At 69.0% G+C, this 16,430-nt stretch carries 15 protein-coding genes and 1 riboswitch; of the genes, 14 read left to right on the forward strand and 1 reads right to left on the reverse strand.

What is annotated here, in order from left to right:
- The first annotated feature begins 28 nt into the window (after nt 1-28).
- The 14 genes from FB468_RS08925 to FB468_RS08980 all read left to right on the forward strand — a co-directional run bounded on the left by FB468_RS08925 (nt 29) and on the right by FB468_RS08980 (nt 13,630).
- Entirely contained in the window at nt 29-1,063 is a 1,035-nt protein-coding gene (locus FB468_RS08925; protein WP_141887032.1) for a response regulator, read from the forward strand.
- On the forward strand, nt 1,063-2,052 hold the full coding sequence (locus FB468_RS08930; protein WP_141887033.1) for an ATP-grasp domain-containing protein: 990 nt from the start codon (nt 1,063-1,065) through the stop codon (nt 2,050-2,052). The genes FB468_RS08925 and FB468_RS08930 overlap by 1 nt, the downstream gene beginning before the upstream one ends.
- The gene (locus FB468_RS08935; protein ID WP_141888215.1) at nt 2,052-2,804 is read left to right on the forward strand and encodes a PHP domain-containing protein; all 753 of its coding nucleotides are present in this window, start codon (nt 2,052-2,054) and stop codon (nt 2,802-2,804) included. Before FB468_RS08930 ends, FB468_RS08935 begins: the two co-directional genes overlap by 1 nt.
- Nucleotides 2,801-4,279 (forward strand): glycosyltransferase family 2 protein, encoded by a 1,479-nt coding sequence (locus tag FB468_RS08940; RefSeq protein ID WP_141887034.1) that lies wholly within the window; start codon nt 2,801-2,803, stop codon nt 4,277-4,279. Before FB468_RS08935 ends, FB468_RS08940 begins: the two co-directional genes overlap by 4 nt.
- Nucleotides 4,276-4,407: a hypothetical protein gene (locus FB468_RS17565; RefSeq protein WP_281290275.1), complete on the forward strand. Its 132-nt coding sequence runs from the start codon at nt 4,276-4,278 to the stop codon at nt 4,405-4,407. The genes FB468_RS08940 and FB468_RS17565 overlap by 4 nt, the downstream gene beginning before the upstream one ends.
- Nucleotides 4,404-4,751, forward strand: coding sequence for a response regulator (locus FB468_RS08945; protein ID WP_141887035.1), 348 nt, complete (start codon nt 4,404-4,406; stop codon nt 4,749-4,751). Before FB468_RS17565 ends, FB468_RS08945 begins: the two co-directional genes overlap by 4 nt.
- Nucleotides 4,751-6,508, forward strand: a complete 1,758-nt coding sequence (locus FB468_RS08950; RefSeq protein WP_141887036.1) for a sensor histidine kinase — start codon at nt 4,751-4,753, stop codon at nt 6,506-6,508. The genes FB468_RS08945 and FB468_RS08950 overlap by 1 nt, the downstream gene beginning before the upstream one ends.
- Before the next feature lie 68 nt (nt 6,509-6,576).
- A riboswitch (FMN riboswitch) is annotated at nt 6,577-6,723 on the forward strand.
- Between the two features lie 53 nt (nt 6,724-6,776).
- Nucleotides 6,777-7,256 (forward strand): bifunctional diaminohydroxyphosphoribosylaminopyrimidine deaminase/5-amino-6-(5-phosphoribosylamino)uracil reductase RibD, encoded by a 480-nt coding sequence (locus tag FB468_RS17675; protein WP_425460808.1) that lies wholly within the window; start codon nt 6,777-6,779, stop codon nt 7,254-7,256.
- Nucleotides 7,246-7,881 (forward strand): RibD family protein, encoded by a 636-nt coding sequence (locus tag FB468_RS17680; RefSeq protein WP_425460809.1) that lies wholly within the window; start codon nt 7,246-7,248, stop codon nt 7,879-7,881. The genes FB468_RS17675 and FB468_RS17680 overlap by 11 nt, the downstream gene beginning before the upstream one ends.
- Nucleotides 7,881-8,510 (forward strand): riboflavin synthase, encoded by a 630-nt coding sequence (locus tag FB468_RS08960; RefSeq protein ID WP_141887037.1) that lies wholly within the window; start codon nt 7,881-7,883, stop codon nt 8,508-8,510. Before FB468_RS17680 ends, FB468_RS08960 begins: the two co-directional genes overlap by 1 nt.
- Before the next feature lie 41 nt (nt 8,511-8,551).
- The gene (ribA, locus tag FB468_RS08965; RefSeq protein WP_141887038.1) at nt 8,552-9,820 is read left to right on the forward strand and encodes a GTP cyclohydrolase II; all 1,269 of its coding nucleotides are present in this window, start codon (nt 8,552-8,554) and stop codon (nt 9,818-9,820) included.
- A 45-nt stretch (nt 9,821-9,865) separates the two neighbouring features.
- Complete coding sequence (gene ribH / locus FB468_RS08970) at nt 9,866-10,369, forward strand: 6,7-dimethyl-8-ribityllumazine synthase (protein ID WP_141887039.1); 504 nt, start codon at nt 9,866-9,868, stop codon at nt 10,367-10,369.
- Nucleotides 10,370-10,692: 323 nt separating this feature from the next.
- The gene (locus tag FB468_RS08975; protein ID WP_246055821.1) at nt 10,693-12,756 is read left to right on the forward strand and encodes an ABC transporter ATP-binding protein; all 2,064 of its coding nucleotides are present in this window, start codon (nt 10,693-10,695) and stop codon (nt 12,754-12,756) included.
- Nucleotides 12,757-12,862: 106 nt separating this feature from the next.
- Nucleotides 12,863-13,630, forward strand: a complete 768-nt coding sequence (locus tag FB468_RS08980; protein WP_141887040.1) for a helix-turn-helix transcriptional regulator — start codon at nt 12,863-12,865, stop codon at nt 13,628-13,630.
- A 72-nt stretch (nt 13,631-13,702) separates the two neighbouring features.
- Here the strand turns inward: FB468_RS08980 and FB468_RS08985 are convergent, their stop codons facing one another.
- A complete protein-coding gene (locus tag FB468_RS08985) occupies nt 13,703-16,297 on the reverse strand; it encodes a collagenase (RefSeq protein ID WP_141887041.1) in 2,595 nt (864 codons plus the stop codon).
- Between the last annotated feature and the right edge of the window lie 133 nt (nt 16,298-16,430).

A 16,430-nucleotide genomic window follows, 5' to 3' on the forward strand; every position in this document is an offset into this window, starting at 1 on the left:
AGCTAATTCGCTCGGGGGGAGAGTCGCGATGTCAGCACTGCAGGTTCTTGTCGTCGACGACGACCCAGACGTCGCTCTCCTCGTCAAGACACTGCTCGAGCGGCGCGCAGGCGCGACGGTTACGGTCGCCCACAACGCGACGCAGGCGCTCGAACGGGCGCTTGCGTCGCGGCCCGACGTCGTCGTCACCGACATCGAAATGCCCGGCGCGAGCGGCATCGACCTCCTCACCGACCTCCGGGCCAAGCTGCCGGGCGTCCCGGTGCTGGTCATGACCGCGCACGTGTCCGTCGACTACGCCGTCTCGGCGCTGCGCGCACAGGCCGACGAGTTCCTCACGAAACCGCTCGACAGCGCACAGCTCATCGAGTCGGTCACGCGGCTCGCGGCTGAGGCGCACTCGAGGAAGCCCGAGCGGCCGGCCGAGACCGTGCTCGCCGTCGGGGCGCACCCCGACGATGTCGAGATCGGCGCGGGCGGTATCCTCGCGGCCCACGCCGCGGCCGGTGACCGGATCACCATCCTCACGCTGTCGCGCGGCGCGCGCGGCGGTGACGCCGACAGCCGCCAGTACGAGTCGATTGCCGCCGCCGAGCTGCTCGGCGCCCGCCTGTTCTTGAAAGACCTCGTCGACACCGAGATTTCAAGCGGCGGGCAGACCGTGCGCCTCGTCGAAGAGGTCGTGCGCGAGGTGCAGCCGTCAATCGTGTACACGCACTCCGCACACGACCGGCACCAAGATCACCGCGCGGTGAACGAGGCGACCGTCGTCGCGACGCGCTCGGTTCCAACGGTCGCCTGCTATCAGAGCCCGTCGGCGACGATCGACTTCCGCCCGACCCGGTTCGTGCGCATCGACGACTTCCTCGAGCGAAAGTTCGAGCTGCTCGCGTGCTTCGATTCGCAGACGGCGAGCCGCGACTACCTCGCCCAAGATTTCGTCACCGCGACCGCGCGGTACTGGACGAGGTTCGGGGGCGGCAGGGCTGTCGAGCCCCTCGAGATTGTTCGCGAGAGCACGGAGCTCGCGCGAAGCTACGAGCGCCTCAGCCAGGAGAGCTAATGCCCACACGCGTACTTGTCACCGGGGCGGGTGGGCCCGCGGGCGTCGCCGTCATCAGGTCGCTGCTGCGTCGCCCAGACCTTGAGGTCTACGCCGCAGACATGGACGGCTGGGCGAGCGGACTCTACCTCGTGCCCGCGTCCCAGCGCCGCCTCGTGCCGCCCGGGCGCGACGCCGGGTTCGTTCCCGCCCTCGCCGAGCTGGTCGCGGCTGACGGGCTTGACCTTGTGATCTCCACGGTTGATGTTGAACTCGAGGCCGTCGCCGACCGCCGCGGGGAGCTCGCGCCAGCCGTGCTCGCCGCGCCGAGCTCCGACACGCTTCGGGTGTGCCTCGACAAGCTCGCGCTCGCCGAGCGCTGCGCAGACACCGGCAGGGCGCCACGCACGGTTCTCGCGGGCCCAGAGGCGCTCGCGATCGAGTGGGAGTTCCCCGCGTTCGCGAAGCCGCGCCAGGGCGCCGGGAGTCGCGGGATCCGCCTCGTGCCAGACCGCGCGGCCCTCGAAGCGCTGCCCACCGACGAGGGGCTCATCGTGCAGGATCTCCTGCCGGGCGACGAGTACTCCGTCGACGTCATCGCCGACGCGTCAGGGAACGTCGTCGCCGCCGTGCCGCGTACGCGCGCCCGCGTCGACTCGGGCGTCGCGATCGCCGGGCGCACCGTGCACGACCCTGAACTCGAGGAGACCGCAGCCGCTGTCGCCCGCGCGATCGGGCTCACCGGCGTCGCGAACGTGCAGCTGCGTCGCGACCGCTCAGGCCGCGCCATGCTGCTCGAGGTCAACCCGCGCTTTCCCGGCGCGCTTCCCCTCACGATTTCCGCCGGCGTCGACATCCCGTCGCTCGTCGTCGACCTCTTCCTCGGCCGCGAGCTGCCCGCCCGCGTCGAGTTCCGTGAGGTCGCGGCCGTCAGGTTCCTCGAAGACATCGTCGTCGAGGTGCACGAGGTCCTCGAGTCAGCTCACGCCGGCCACCAGGACGAATCGTGATGGCCACGCCGCTCGGCCACCCGATCCTGCGCGGCGACTTTCACGTCCACTCGACGTTTTCAGATGACGCGCGCTCGACGCTCACCGAGAACGTCGCGGCCGCGCACGCCGCGGGCCTCCAGGCGGTGCGGCTCGTCGACCACGTGCGCGCGAGCACGCCCTGGGTGCCGGAGTACCTCGCTGCGGTGCGCGCGCTCGAGGTTCCCGCGGGCCTCACGGTGCTCACCGGCGTCGAGGCGAAGATTCTCGACGCCTCGGGCGCGCTCGACGTTCCGCCGCTTCCCGCCGGCATCGACAGGATCCTGATGGCCGACCACCAGTTCCCGACGGCCGACGGCCCGCTCGGGCCGACTGCCGTGCGCGAGCGCATCGCCGCGGGCTGGGGGGCGGCGGACGTGCTCGACACGCTCATCGGCGCGACGATCGCGGCGATGGAGACGCACCCGGGCAACCAGCTCGCGCACTGCTTCTCCATCCTCCCGAAGGTCGGGCTGAGCGAGGCAGACCTCACCGACGAGCACCTCGGCGCGTGGGCCGCAGCTGCCGCCGCGAGCGACACCCAGGTGGAGGTCAACGAAAAGTGGGGCTGCCCCGATCAGCGCTCACTCGTCGCGCTGAAAGCCGCGGGCGCGACCATCGTGGCGTCGACAGACAGCCACGATGCCGCAGATGTCGGCCGCTACGCGCGGGTCCGCGACCTGCTCTCCGCCGCAGCGGTTGCGGAGCACGCCGGGAAGCCGGGCGCCAAGTGAACGGGTTCCAGGTCGCCCTCGCCGTCTTCCTGCTCGTCTGCGTGCTGGTTGGCACGCTGCCGGTCTTCAACACGGCCTTCCAGTTCCTCGTGCTGCCGTTCCACGCGGTGAAGAACCACTACCGTCGCGCCGCGCACTTCACGCCGAACGTGGCCGTAATCGTGCCCGCCTGGAACGAGGGCCTCGTCATCGGCGCCTCGATCGACAGACTCCTCAGCCTCGACTACCCCGCCGACAAGCTCAGAGTCTTCGTCGTCGACGACGCGTCTACCGACAATACCCCCGATGTCGTGCTCGCCCGGGCGGCGGCGCACCCCCGCCGGGTCGTGCACCTGCGACGCGAGGTCGGCGGCGAGGGCAAGGCCCACACCCTGAACCACGGCATCTCACAGGTGCTCGCCGACACGTGGGCCGAGGCCGTGCTCATCATGGACGCCGACGTTATCTTCGCGCACGACTCGCTCCGAAAGCTCACACGACACCTCGCCGACGAGCGCGTCGGGGCGGTCACCGCCTATATTGCGGAGGGCTCCGCTGACCGGAACTACCTCACCCGGTTCATCGGGATCGAGTACGTCATCGCGCAGCTCGCCGCGAGGCGCGCGCAGAACGTGCTCGGCGCGATCGCCTGTCTCGCGGGCGGCGCGCAGCTGCACTCGCGCGAGAATCTCCTGGCGATCGGCGGGCGGATCCCGACGGGCACGCTCGCAGAAGACACGATGACAACGTTTGAGAGCCAGCTCGCGGGCCGCAAGATGGTGTTTGAGCCACACGCAGTCGTGCTCGCGGAAGAGCCGCGGAGCGTCGACGCGCTCTGGAAGCAGCGCCTGCGCTGGGCACGCGGCAACGTGCAACTCACCTCGATCTACCGCAAGCTGTGGTTCCGCCCGAGCCGAGCCCACAAGCTCGGAAGCGTGCCGTTCGGCGTCGCGTGGTTCAGCATTCTGCTGCTCCCCGCGTTCTTGCTGCTCTCCTCGGCGGCGCTCTTCGCGCTCCTCTTACTGCACAGCGAAGTCGCCGAGTCAGTGTTCAAATTCATGTGGATTATCGCGGCCTGCACCTACATATACTCGATCCTCTTCACCGTGCAGCTTGACCCCCGAACGGCGGCGCGCTCGTGGCGTGAGGCGCTGCTGTTTCCCGGGCTCGGTGCCATGATCGTGATGGCCGTCGCGCTCTTTCCCGGCGTCACCGACGCCGCGCTCACCGAGTGGTTCGGCAGGCTCACTGCAGGGGACCGATTTGTGTACTCGAGCATTCTGTATCTGTGGGGCCCGATCTCCATGCTGGGGGCGTGGCTCGCCCGCTGGGTTGAGCGGTTCCGCGGCGGCCGGTTTGTCGCCGGTCTCCTGATTTACGTCTGCGGCTATGGATCGCTGCTGTGTGCGATTACTGTTGATTCCTACATCAAGGAATGGCGCCAGGCAGACGCTTCTTGGGTGAAGACCGAGAAGGTAGGAAGGGTCGTTTCATGAGCAAGCACTCCGCAGAGGATGAGATTCGCCGCGACGCGCGGCGCGAGCTGTGGCTCATTCCGCAGGCGCTCATTGCGCTCGTTGTTGTCGCCGCCGTGGTGATCGTGCGAGAGCTGCTGCTCCGATGACCGCCCGCCCACTCGCACTCACCGTTGAGGACAACGAAGAGCAGTCTGCACTGCTCCGCCTCATGCTTGAGCGCGAAGGTTACGACGTGTTCTCCGCGGCCGATACTGAAAGCGCCGTCGCCGCGTTCGCCGCTATCTCCCCCGCGCTCGCTGTCATTGACCTTAGGCTTCCCGGCCTCACTGGCGTTGAGTGTGTCAGCCTCGTGCGCGAGAGGTTTCCCGACTGCAGGATCGTCGTGAGCTCAGTGCTTGACGAGGAGGAGTACCCACACGCCGACGCCTCGCTGCCGAAACCGTTCACGAGCGCCGTGCTCCACGAGCTGCTCGAGGGGCTCGCCGCCTGATGGATAGCCGCGAGGTGCGCTGGTACCGCAACTTTGACCAGCCGAGTCCCCTGCTCAAACAGGCGCCGGCGGTCGTCGCGTTCGCGCTCGCCCTGGCGGTCATGTTTCTCGTGCCGGGGCTCCCCCCGATCGACACCCTTCCCATGCTGGTCGCGGGCGCGCTCATCGCAGTCGCGACCGTGTTCGCCGCCGTGCTCACGGTGCGCGGCCACCTGCAGGGGTCCCTCGTCCTCCTCATCCCGATAGTCGACTTTGTCGCGTTCGCGTTCTTCCGCGCCGCGACGGGCGCCGGCCAGTCGCTCTTCGCGACGCTCGTTCTCATCCCGATCGCCTGGCTCGCTACGGCCCCCGGCGTCAGGCAGGTCGCCGCGGTGTTCGTCATGAGCGCCGCGATGGTCTTCATCCCGTACCTGCGAAACCCGCCCGAGACCAGCGCCGACCTGCTGCGCGGCGTCATCGTCCCGCTCATCTACGCCGCGGTCGCCGCGGTCATCAACGAGCTGTCGCGCCAGCAGCGCGCACGCATCGAACAGGCCGAGCGGCTCGCCGCCGAACGCACCGTCGCGCTCAGGGAGAACGAGGCGATGCTCGCGCAGCTCAGGGAAAGCGAGGCGCGATACCGAACCCTGCTCGAATCGCACGAGAGCCTGTGGGCCGCGATCACCGCGCAGGCCGTCATCGCGACCGACTGCGACGGCGTCGTGAGCGCCTGGAACCCCGGCGCAGAACGGATGCTCGGCGTCTCCGAGGCCGACGCGGTCAACCACGTGACGATTGAGCGTTTCCTTCCGCCCGCCGCCCTATCGGCCCTCGCGGGAACGCCCGCGAGCGTCACGGCCAGCGGGACCCGGGCGCTGTTCGAACTCGCGAACTCCGGCGAAACGCTCGACGAAGAGCTCGAGATTCGCACCGCGACGGGCGCCCGCCTGCCCGCGCGCATTACGGTCACTCGCCGCAACGACGGCGCGGGTAATCAGCAGGGCTACCTGCTCGTCGTCACCGACGAGACCAGGCAGGCGGAGGTAGCGCGGATGAAAGATCAGTTCGTCGGGATGATCTCGCACGAGCTACGGACCCCGCTCAGCGCGATCATCGGCTTTCTCGACCTGCTGCGCAACGACCCCGAGCAGCCCCTCACCGAGCAGCAGGTCGACTTCGTCGACATCATCGAGCGCAACGCGCAGCGCCTACTCGCGCTCGTCGGCGACCTGCTCTTCACCGCGCAGGTCGAGTCCGGGCGCTTCCCCATCACGCCCCACCACCTCGACATCTACACGAGCCTGCGCCTCGCCGCCGAGTCCGCGCGGCCCGGAGCGGAGCGCGAGAGCGTCGCACTCGAGCTCGCGGTCCCCGAGGAACCGCTCATCATCCTTGCCGACGGGGGCAGGATCGGCCAGGCCCTCGACAACCTCATCTCGAACGCGGTGAAGTTCACCCCGCCAGGGGGCCGCGTCACGGTGTCTGGCCGCCTCACCGACGGCAGCGTTGTGCTGAGCGTCAGCGACACCGGCATCGGCATCCCCGCCGCTGAGCAGGCCGACCTGTTCAGCAGGTTTTTCCGAGCGTCAACGGCGACGCAGAATGCGATCCCTGGCGTGGGCCTTGGCCTGAACATCACCCAGGCAATCGCCGTCGCGCACGGCGGCAGCATATCGGTGTCAAGCGTCGAGGGCGAGGGCACCACCTTCGAGCTGAGGCTGCCCCTCGCGCCGCCGACGCAGGCGGTTCCCGTCGTCCCCGAGAGTTCGGCCGCCTGACGGCGGGCGGCGGGCGTTCGCCCGTAGCATTCACCTCCCCACGCGCTGCTCCGGCGCGCTATGCTGATGGGGTGTTCCGGGGTCGGTGGGATTCCGAACCGGCGGTGAAAGTCCGCGACCTCCGCATTCGCGGGGCTGAATCGGTGAAATTCCGATACCGACGGTGATGTGTGGGGCGGTTGCCCGCGCACAAGTCCGGATAGGAGGAACGCGGGTGTAAGAGGCGACGCCTCGTGCACCCCACACCCGGGCACCCGAAAGGGATCGAATGCCTGCCGCGCACGCACTCTCACCAGAGGTGATCGAGTCAGCTATGCGCCGTGGCCTGCAGCTTGCCGAGCGCGGGCCAGCGCTGAACGCGAACCCCCAGGTCGGCTGCGTCATCCTCGACGAGACCGGCGCGGCCGTCGCAGAGGGCTGGCACGAGGGCGCCGGTACCCCTCACGCCGAGGTCATGGCGATCGCTGCCCTCCCCCGCGACACCGACGCGTCACGGCTCACCGCCGTCGTCACCCTCGAGCCGTGCAACCACACCGGCCGAACAGGCCCCTGCGCGCAGGCGCTCATCGCCCGCGGCATCGGGGCGGTCGCATTCGGGCTATCTGACCCGGGGGCAGCGTCGAGCGGCGGCGGCGAGACCCTCCGCGCGGCGGGAATCACGGTCACCGGCGGCGTTCTCGCCGCCGAGGTCCGCGAGTTCCTCGCGCCCTGGCTCACGAGGCAGGCGGAGGCAACACGTGACGACTAGACCCAAAATCACGGTGAAGTGGGCGCAGACGCTTGACGGGCGCGCCGCGGCCGCCGACGGCTCGAGCCAGTGGATCACGGGCCCTGACGCGCGCGCCGACGTGCACCGGCGCCGCGCGGCGGCTGACGCGATCCTCGTGGGAACGGGGACGCTCATCGCAGACGATCCGTCGCTCACGGCTCGGGATCCTGAGGGCGCACTGCTCGTCCCGGCGAGCGCGCAACCCGTGCCCGTCATCATCGGCGCGCGCGCGATCCCGGCGGGCGCCAAGGTGCTTCATCACCCCGCGCTCGGAGCGCGGTTCCCGCACCCGATCCGCTGCTCTGGCGCCGACCTCGCGGCGGATATGGAGGAGCTCGGCGCCCTCGGGATCCGGAGCGTGTTCGTCGAGGGCGGCCCCCACATTGTGAGTTCGCTCCTGCGGCTCGGTCTCGTCGACGAGCTGCTTGTGTACGTCGCGCCCGCGCTGCTCGGCGGCCCGCGCCTCGCGGTCGGCGACCTCGGCATCGAGTCGATGGCGTGCATCGAGCGGCTGTCGTTCACCCGCACCGAGCATCTCGGCCCAGACATTCTCATCACCGCAACCCCCGTACGCACCGCGCCCGACCAGAAGGAGACCCGCTAGTGTTCACCGGACTCATCGAAGAAATCGGCGAGATCATCGCCATTGAGCCGCTCGGCGACTCCCTCCGCCTCACCGTTGCTGGGCCGCTCGTCACGAGCGACGCGACACACGGCGCCTCGATCGCGGTGTCGGGCGTCTGCCTCACCGTCGTCGAGCAGGGCACCGACTCGCGCGGGCGCGGCACGTTCAGCGCCGACGTCATGGCGCAGTCGATCAAGATGTCGACGCTCGGCGACCTCGCGGTCGGGAGCGCCGTGAACCTCGAGCGCGCCGCCCGCCTCGACACCCGCTTGGGCGGCCACATCGTGCAGGGCCACGTCGACGGCACGGCTACCCTGCTCACGCTCGCGGACGGCGACGCCTGGCGCACGCTCCGCTTCGCGATCTCGAGCGAGCTCGCGCCGCTGCTCGTCGACAAGGGCTCGGTGACGCTGTCAGGGACGTCGCTCACGGTGTCAGCCATCTCGCCAGCCAATGAGGCCGAGCAGTGGTTCGAGGTCTCCCTCATCCCCGAGACGCTCGAGGCGACAACACTCGGGGCGCTGCGCCCCGGTGACCGCGTCAACGTCGAGACTGACCTCATCGCCCGCCACGTCGAGCGTATGCTCAGCTTCAAGACGAACGCCTAGTCGCGGCCTCCACGATTCACACACACCCCAAAGGACATCGAATGACTACCGTACGCACCGAGGGCATCGCCTCGATCGAAGAGGCCATCGCAGCAATCAAGGCTGGTCGCCCGGTTATCGTTGCTGACAACGAAGATCGCGAGAACGAAGGCGACGTCATCATCTCGGCAGAGCTCGCCTCGGCCGAGTGGATCGCCTGGACCGTGCACCGCTCGTCTGGCCTGCTCTGCGCGCCCATGACGAACGCGATCGCCGACCAGCTCGACCTCCCGATGATGGTTGAGCGCAACGAAGATGTGCGTGGCACCGCCTACACCGTGACCGTCGACGCGGCGCACGGCGTCACCACCGGCATCAGCGCGAGCGACCGCGCGACAACCGCCCGCGCGCTCGCGAACCCCGACGCGGTTCCGACCGACGTCAACCGGCCGGGGCACATCCTGCCCCTGCGCGCCGTCGACGGCGGGGTACGCGCACGCGATGGCCACACCGAAGCCGCCGTCGAGCTCATGCGCCTCGCGGGGCTGCGCGAGGTCGCGATCATCGCCGAGATCGTCGCGGAAGACGGCGAAATGATGCGCCTGCCCGGCCTCATCGAGCTCGGCGGGGGCGAGGGCGTTCCCGTCATCACGATCGAGCAGCTGATCGCCTACCTGAACGAGCACGACCCGGCCGGCACCCCGGCCGAGCAGGGGCACTCGCGCCGAGTCAGCCTGCGGGCCGACACCCTGCTCCCGACCGAGCACGGCGACTTCCGGGCGCTCGCGTACCGCGACCGCCGCGCGGGTGTCGACCACGTCGCCCTCGTCGCGGCGGGGCCCGACGGCACCATGCCGGGCAAGGGCGCCCTCGTGCGCGTGCACTCCGAGTGCATCACCGGTGAGGCATTCGGCTCGCTCAAGTGCGAGTGCGGCCCGCAGCTCGACGCCGCGCTCGACCTCATCAATGAGCGCGGGGGCGTCGTGGTCTACCTGCGCGGCCAGGAGGGGCGCGGCATCGGGCTCGCGAACAAGCTCCGCGCCTACCAGCTGCAGGAGCAGGGCATCGACACGCTCGACGCGAACCTGCAGCTCGGGCTGCCCGCTGACGCCCGCGACTACACGGCTGCGGCAGACATCCTCGCCGACCTCGGGGTGAGCGACGTTCGCCTGCTGACCAACAACCCAGACAAGGTCGCCCAGCTCGAGGCCCACGGGCTGACCGTTGCCGACAGGGTGCCGCTCTTCGTCGGGGTCACTGACCAGAACCGCGGATACCTGCAGGCCAAGCGCGACCGCATGGGGCACCAGCTCCCCGACGGCGAGCTCTAGGCCGCTTCCAACTCCCACGAATCACACGAAGTAAGGACACCAGATATGAGCGGCGCAGGAGCCCCCACCCTTGCAGTAGACGCGACCGGAATGCGCGTCGCAATCATCGCTGGCAGCTGGCACACCGAGGTCATGTCGGGCCTCGTCGCCGGCGCCGAGCAGTCGGTCGCGGCCGCCGGGGCGGAGCACACGCTGTTCCGCGTCGCGGGAGCGTTCGAGCTGCCTGCAGCGGCTCAGGTCGCCCTGACCCCGGCTACTGAGGGCGGTGGCGGGTTTGACGCCGCAGTGTGCCTCGGCGTGATCATCCGCGGCGGCACCCCGCACTTCGAGTACGTCTCGAGTGCGGTCACCGACGGCCTCACTCGCGTGCAGCTCGACGCTGGTCGGCCCGTCGGCTTCGGCGTGCTCACAACCGACAACGAGCAGCAGGCGCTCGACCGCTCGGGCCTGCCCGGCTCGGTCGAGTCGAAGGGCGTCGAGGCGGCCGAGGCCGCGCTGCACCTCGCGGTGACGCAGCGCGCAATCCGCGAGGCGGGCGCCTCTTCCTAGTCACCCGCGCGGCTTCCTAGCCCCGCGCGTCGCCCGAGCCGACCGCGTCGGGCCGCTAGCCACCCGCGCGTCGCCAGACCGGCGCTTCCCTGCAAGACCCCCACTTTCTGACAGTCATTAAGTGGGGGTCTTGCGCGCAAGGGGCTCTGCGGCGGCGGGCGTGGTTCCTGCCCGGCTTTGCCCTCCCCAACACCCCAATTTCTCGAGAACACCTCAAGTTGCCCCAGAAATTGACGTGCGCTCGAGAAATTCGGGTGTTTGCGGGGTCGGTCGGGAGAGTTTTCTCCCAGCGATCGCGCACGCTCCGGGGATAGAGTGAGCGGGTGCCAGAACCCGTTGCGCAGCAGCCACAGCAGTCCCCGAAATCAGTGTTCGAAGGGACGCAGGGCCCCGGGGAACAGCAACCCTTGGAGGGTGCGGCGGGCACAGCAGGCACCACGGCGAGGCGTGGAGGCCGCGAGGACCGCGGCGGCCGCGGAGGCCGAGGCGTTCGCGGCTCCAAGCCCACCGGACCACGGGCCTCGTTCAAGCAGCTACTCCCGTACCTCTTCGAGCAGCGGGGGCTTCTCGCTTTCATCCTCGGGCTGAGCGTCGTTGGCGCGCTCGTCTCGCTGTCGCAGCCGCTGCTCGTCGGCCAGGTCATCGACCGCGTGCAAAACTCGCAGCCGCTTGGCGCGCTCGTCGCCGTGCTCGTGGTTGTTGTCATCGCGGGCGCCCTGTTCGACGGCTACCAGCACTACCTCCTGCAGCGCATGGGCGAGGGGGTCGTGCTGCGCTCGCGGCGGCGCCTCATCGCGAAGATCTTGCACCTGCCGATCTCTGAGTTCGATCGCCGCCGTACTGGAGACCTCGTCTCGCGCGTCGGGTCAGACACCACGCTGCTGCGCGCGGTGCTCACGCAGGGGCTGGTCGAAGCTGTCGGCGGGGCCCTGCTTTTCGTCGGCGCGCTCGTCGGGATGCTCATCATCGACCCCGTCCTGTTCCTCATCACCTTCGGCATCATCGGGGTCTCACTCGTCGTTGTCGTGCTGCTCGCCAGCCGAATCCGGCCAGCGGTCGCCCGCGCCCAGGAGAAGGTTGGTGACCTCGCCGCGGCTGTCGACCGCGCGATCGGGTCGATGCGCACGATCCGCGCCGCCGGCGCCGCCGACCGCGAGCAGGCGGCCATCGAGCAGCAGGCTGAGGAGGCCTACGGCTTTGGGCTGAAGATCGCCCGGATCTCGGCGCTCATCGTGCCGATCTCGTTCATCGCCCTGCAGGTGTCGCTGCTGTCGGTGCTCGGCTTCGGCGGCTACCGCGTCGCCTCGGGCGCCATCGAAGTCAGCCAGCTCGTGACGTTCGTGATCTTCCTCTTCATGATGGTCGCGCCCCTCGGGCAGGCCTTCGGGGCCTTCTCGGCGGTGAACCAGGCGCTCGGCGCGCTCGGCCGGATCCAGGAGATCGACACGCTCCCGACGGAGACCGAGCACGACGCAGAGCTCTCCCCGACGGGGGCCATCGTGCCGCTCGCTGAGGCCAGGGCGCCTGAAGCCCCCGCGATCCGCTTCGATGACGTCCGCTTCACGTATCGCTCGGCCGCGCCCGATAGGGTCGACGCGCGCGCGTTCGTCGGCGGCAGGTCACGCCGAGACGCAGCAGCGATCCCTGCGGAGGTCGTCGAAACTCCCGTACTGCACGGGGTGTCGTTCGACGTCGAGCGCGGTACTCGCGCGGCTCTCGTCGGCCCGTCTGGCGCGGGCAAGTCGACGGTGCTCGGGTTGATCGAGCGCTTCTACGATCCTGATTCCGGCGTCGTCGAGCTGTTCGGCGCCGACCTCCGCTCGCTCGATCGCAACGAACTGCGCGCGCAGTTCGGCTACGTCGAGCAGGATGCCCCCGTGCTCGCGGGCACGCTTCGCGACAACCTGCTGCTCGCTTCGCCGGCGGCGACCGACGCGGCGTGCGAGCGGGTGCTTCGCGCCGTGAACCTCGGCGGTCTCCTCGACCGCTCAGCCGAGACGGGTGGGCTCAAAAGTGGGCTCGACGCGCAGGTCGGCGAGAACGGCCTCATGCTCTCGGGCGGCGAGAAGCAGCGGCTCGCGATCGCGCGGGCGCTGTTGACGGCGCCGCCGATCCTGCTGCTTGACGAATCGACGGCGTCGCTCGACGGGGTGAATGAGCGGCTCATGCGTGAGGCGCTCGACTCCGTCGCGACGGGGCGCACGCTCATCGTCATCGCGCACCGGCTGTCGACCGTCGTCGATTCAGACAAGATCATCGTCGTCGACGGCGGCCGCGTCATCGGTGAGGGCACGCACGCCGAGCTCGTCGCCACCGTGCCGCTCTACCGCGAACTCGCGCAGCATCAGCTGCTCGTGCCGCGGGACGCGGAGGAACACGCGGAGTAACGACCTCGCCGGATCCCCACCCGCCGGGTGTCATGTCACGTACCACGCCCACATATCGGGGATAATCGTCTGAGACTGCCCAGACGAGGACGTACAGGACGACCAGATGGACGCTGCAGAGCTCACCGCGCGGATCAGAGACCTCATCACGCTTGCCCGCGGCGACGGCGGCACGACCGCGTGCGGCGAGATCGGGCGTCCCGTCACCTCGCGGGATGAGGGGACCGCGCTCTTCTCCTCGCTGCAGCTCAACGCGCGCGAGTCGGTGAGCGCCCTCGACAACGGGGACTACTGCGGTGACACGACCGGGCAGAGCGCGTCGCAGGCGATCGCACTCTCGGAGGGGATCAGGTACCGCGTCGTGTACTCGACAAGCATCTTCGAGCACGACGCGCACCTCGAGGCGACGCTCGACGCCATCGCGCAGGGCGAAGAGGCCCGTGTCTCCGACCTTGTGCCCTCGCGCCTCGTCATTCGCGACCGCTGCGAGGCGCTCGTCATCGCGAAGGGCTACCCAAACGTCAGCCCCCTCGGCTTTCACACGACGCACCCGGCGACGGTCGAGTACCTCTGCGGGCTGTTCGACGCGGTGTGGGCCCGCGCCCTTCCCGTCTCAGCGCCGAGGCTCGACGCGCAGGCGGTTCTCTCCCCCGAGCAGGTGCAGCTGCTGCAGTACCTCGTGCTCGGCAGGACGGATGCGAGCATCGCCCGCTCCCTCGGTGTGAGCGAGCGTACGGTGCAGCGGCAGGTGCAGGCGATCCAGCACGCGCTCGGCGCGAAGGGCCGGTTCCACCTCGGCGTCTGCATCGGTGAGTACCTCGCCGGCCACGATAGCCATCAAACGCAGCAGATCGCGGTGCCCGTGACCCCGTAGGGGCACGCGCACCGCGACCTGTTTGCTGCGGCGAGGCCGCGGTTAGCGGCCCTGAGCCGCGGTTACCGGCGCTCAGTAATGAGCGACAACGCTGACATTGTCGAACGCCTCGGCACCGTAGAGGGTGACGTAGTTCCACCCCGAAGCCGGCCAGTCGAGCACGACCTGCTCGTTGTTGCCAGCGTTCGTCGAGCGACCCTGGTGGTTGTTCTGGCTGGCCCAGCCGCCGCTGCCGACGTAGAGGTCAGCGTTGCCGGTGCCGCCGCCCGCGGTGATCGTGAGGCGGGGCGTGCCCTCGGGAACCCAGACCATGAGGTAGTCGGAGTCGCCCTCGCCACCCGAGCGCTCCATCCGACCGCACACCTGGCCGAGCGACCGGGTATCGGGGTCATCGCAGACGGGGATCTCCCAGGTGTTCTCCCCGCCGGTTCCCGGCCCGGTCTCTTCATCGCCAACGACGGTCACCTTGCGGGTCGCCGAAGCCGTCGCACCATTGTTGTCGGTCACGGTGAGCTTCACCGTGAACTCACCAGCGGCGGCATAGGTCACGACCGGGCTCTGCTCGGTCGAGGTCTCGCCGTTGCCGAGATCCCACGCCCAACTCGCGATCGAGCCGTCGGCGTCCGTCGACCCGTCGGTCAGCGTGACCTTCAGGCCTTCGATAGCCGCGGTGAACGCCGCGGTCGGGGGCGTGTTGGTCTCGGGCTGCTCGCCGCCGAGCTCGACCCCGCAGTTGCCTGCGGCGCACTCGGCGAGGTACCCGGCGAACTCGGCGTCGTACGACGTGCCGATGCTGTTCTTCAGGTAGGCGCGGGCCGCGTTCCAGTCGCCCGAGCGGTAGTGACCGAGCACGGTCTGCATCTCTGCTGGGTGCTTGTTGAGCATGAAGCTCACCGCGAGGTAGCCCCACCTGTAGATGCGGTCGGTGCCGTGGTCGTACGTCGTATCGAACAGCTCGCTGAGCTTGTACGTGCCAGCCGCGGCGAGGTTCTGCGCCTCGGTGTACGCGAGGCCGCGGTAATGGTACGAGATGTACTCGGCGAAGCCCTCAACCCACCAGATGGTCGGGGTGAGCATGTTCTCACCGAAGTCGCCGTGCATGTTGAAGCGGCCGTCGAGGTAGTGGGTGTACTCGTGGTTCAGGTTCCAGATCGCGAACGCGGGGCGCAGCCACTCGGCTTCGTACGCAATGAATCGCGCCTGGTTGTTCGCCTGCGACGGGTCGCCCTCGAGGTACATGCCGCCGTTGTTGGTGTCGATGTCGAACAGGGTGCCGGCGTACGACTGATAGTCGTCGCTCGAGTCGAAGACGACGACCTCGATGTTCGTGTTGATGTCGCCTGGGACGGGGCCCGGATCCTTCGCGACGGCGTGGAAATACGCGTCCTGCGCGAGCAGGCTGTTACAGCTCTCGGTGAGCTGGCCCTGCGTCATCTCCTGCGCCCGGATGGTGATGCTCGGGCTGCAAACGTGCGAGACGGGAAGCACGAATGCCTCGATCTGCTCTTGCAGGTTGCAGATGCCGTAGTAGCTGCAGTTGTCGCGGTCGTACCAGTCGGCCATCGTGGCGACGGCGACCCAAAGCGCCGACCCTGGGCCGTCGAGCGAGTTGCCGTCGAGGATCGCCTTGACGTGTGGCTTCGCTGCGGCCTTCACCTGCGGATCGCCGAGGAACCGGCCGAGCTCGCGGCCAGCGTTCGTCACGAGGTACGCGCGCGGCGTCTGCAGGAGGCCAGCGTTCGTGACGGTGAAGTTGCGGAGCGTCTGCAGGATCGACGGGTCGGCCGCGACCGCGGTCACGAACGCGGGAACCTGGTGCCCGCGGAAGAGCACGGTGTAGCTCGCGTTCACGGCGTTCAGCATCCACCACGACGAGTCGTAGCTCGCCTTGTAATCGGTGAGCAGGTGCTTCACCACGAACAGGTACCGGTCGTTCAGCTCTGCGCTGTCGATCAGCGTGACGGCCTCGGAGAGCGTCTCGCCGTTCGCGTCAGAGACGTCCTTCGAGTGCGGGTTCGCAAAGAAGGTGTCGAGTGCACCGGTCATTGCGGTGCGGAGCGCGTTCCCGTACGCCGGTACGCTCGCCGAGTTGTAGTACTGCACGTAGTAGCCCGCGCGCAGGAACAGCACGAACTGCGCCGCAGAGGTCGAGTTGTTGCCCGGGTAGGTCTCCGAGATCGTGCGCAGCGCGTTCGCGGCGCTCACCATCTTGGCTTCGGAGAAGACCTGGGCGGCCTGGCTCCCCGTCACCGAGAACAGCGTGTTGATGCAGTCGGTGCTGCTCGCGGCGATGAGGTCTGTGAGCGCCTTGCCAGACGCAGCGGCGAAGTCGGCCTTCGTGCACTCGGCCTTCGCCGCACGCGCGCCCTGAGCCCGCTGTTTCTCGGAGCCCGCCTGCATCGAGGGGCGGTTGGGCGCCTCCAGCTCGTCGGTCGCCTCGACGCGCAGCGTCTCGGGGTTCGCCGAGAGCGGCGGGAGCGCTGAGTCTTCGCCGTCACCGTTCGGGTTGAGCAGCCCCGAGATATACGCCGGTGCCGTCTCGTCGGCGGGCGCCTCTGTCTCGCCCGTCGTACCGAGCGCGGCGGCCGGCGCCGTAAAGGCGAGCCCCGCGCAGACCGCGATGCCGAGGAGCATCGTCGCTCCCCGCCGCATCGTTCGTTCTGTCATTATGTCCTTCTTTCCTGTCGTACTGCGCACGATTGCGCGCGGCAGCGCCGCGGCCTCCCTGCCTCGATTCGGGCGCGCCAAAGCATCGCCCCGGCCGTACGCCGAGGCTGCGAAGACTTACCCTGCGGTCAGT

It is taken from the genome of Leucobacter komagatae (genome assembly GCF_006716085.1).
GTDB classification, from domain to species: Bacteria; Actinomycetota; Actinomycetes; order Actinomycetales; family Microbacteriaceae; genus Leucobacter; species Leucobacter komagatae.

What these genes read in the sequence shown, in the direction of transcription:
- FB468_RS08925 (WP_141887032.1), top strand. Translation starts at nt 29, where the DNA reads ATGTCAGCACTGCAGGTTCTTGTCGTCGACGACGACCCAGACGTCGCT.
- FB468_RS08930 (WP_141887033.1), top strand. Translation starts at nt 1,063, where the DNA reads ATGCCCACACGCGTACTTGTCACCGGGGCGGGTGGGCCCGCGGGCGTC.
- FB468_RS08935 (WP_141888215.1), top strand. Translation starts at nt 2,052, where the DNA reads ATGGCCACGCCGCTCGGCCACCCGATCCTGCGCGGCGACTTTCACGTC.
- FB468_RS17565 (WP_281290275.1), top strand. Translation starts at nt 4,276, where the DNA reads ATGAGCAAGCACTCCGCAGAGGATGAGATTCGCCGCGACGCGCGGCGC.
- FB468_RS08945 (WP_141887035.1), top strand. Translation starts at nt 4,404, where the DNA reads ATGACCGCCCGCCCACTCGCACTCACCGTTGAGGACAACGAAGAGCAG.
- FB468_RS08950 (WP_141887036.1), top strand. Translation starts at nt 4,751, where the DNA reads ATGGATAGCCGCGAGGTGCGCTGGTACCGCAACTTTGACCAGCCGAGT.
- FB468_RS17675 (WP_425460808.1), top strand. Translation starts at nt 6,777, where the DNA reads ATGCCTGCCGCGCACGCACTCTCACCAGAGGTGATCGAGTCAGCTATG.
- ribA (WP_141887038.1), top strand. Translation starts at nt 8,552, where the DNA reads ATGACTACCGTACGCACCGAGGGCATCGCCTCGATCGAAGAGGCCATC.
- ribH (WP_141887039.1), top strand. Translation starts at nt 9,866, where the DNA reads ATGAGCGGCGCAGGAGCCCCCACCCTTGCAGTAGACGCGACCGGAATG.
- FB468_RS08980 (WP_141887040.1), top strand. Translation starts at nt 12,863, where the DNA reads ATGGACGCTGCAGAGCTCACCGCGCGGATCAGAGACCTCATCACGCTT.
- FB468_RS08985 (WP_141887041.1), bottom strand. Translation starts at nt 16,297, where the DNA reads ATGACAGAACGAACGATGCGGCGGGGAGCGACGATGCTCCTCGGCATC.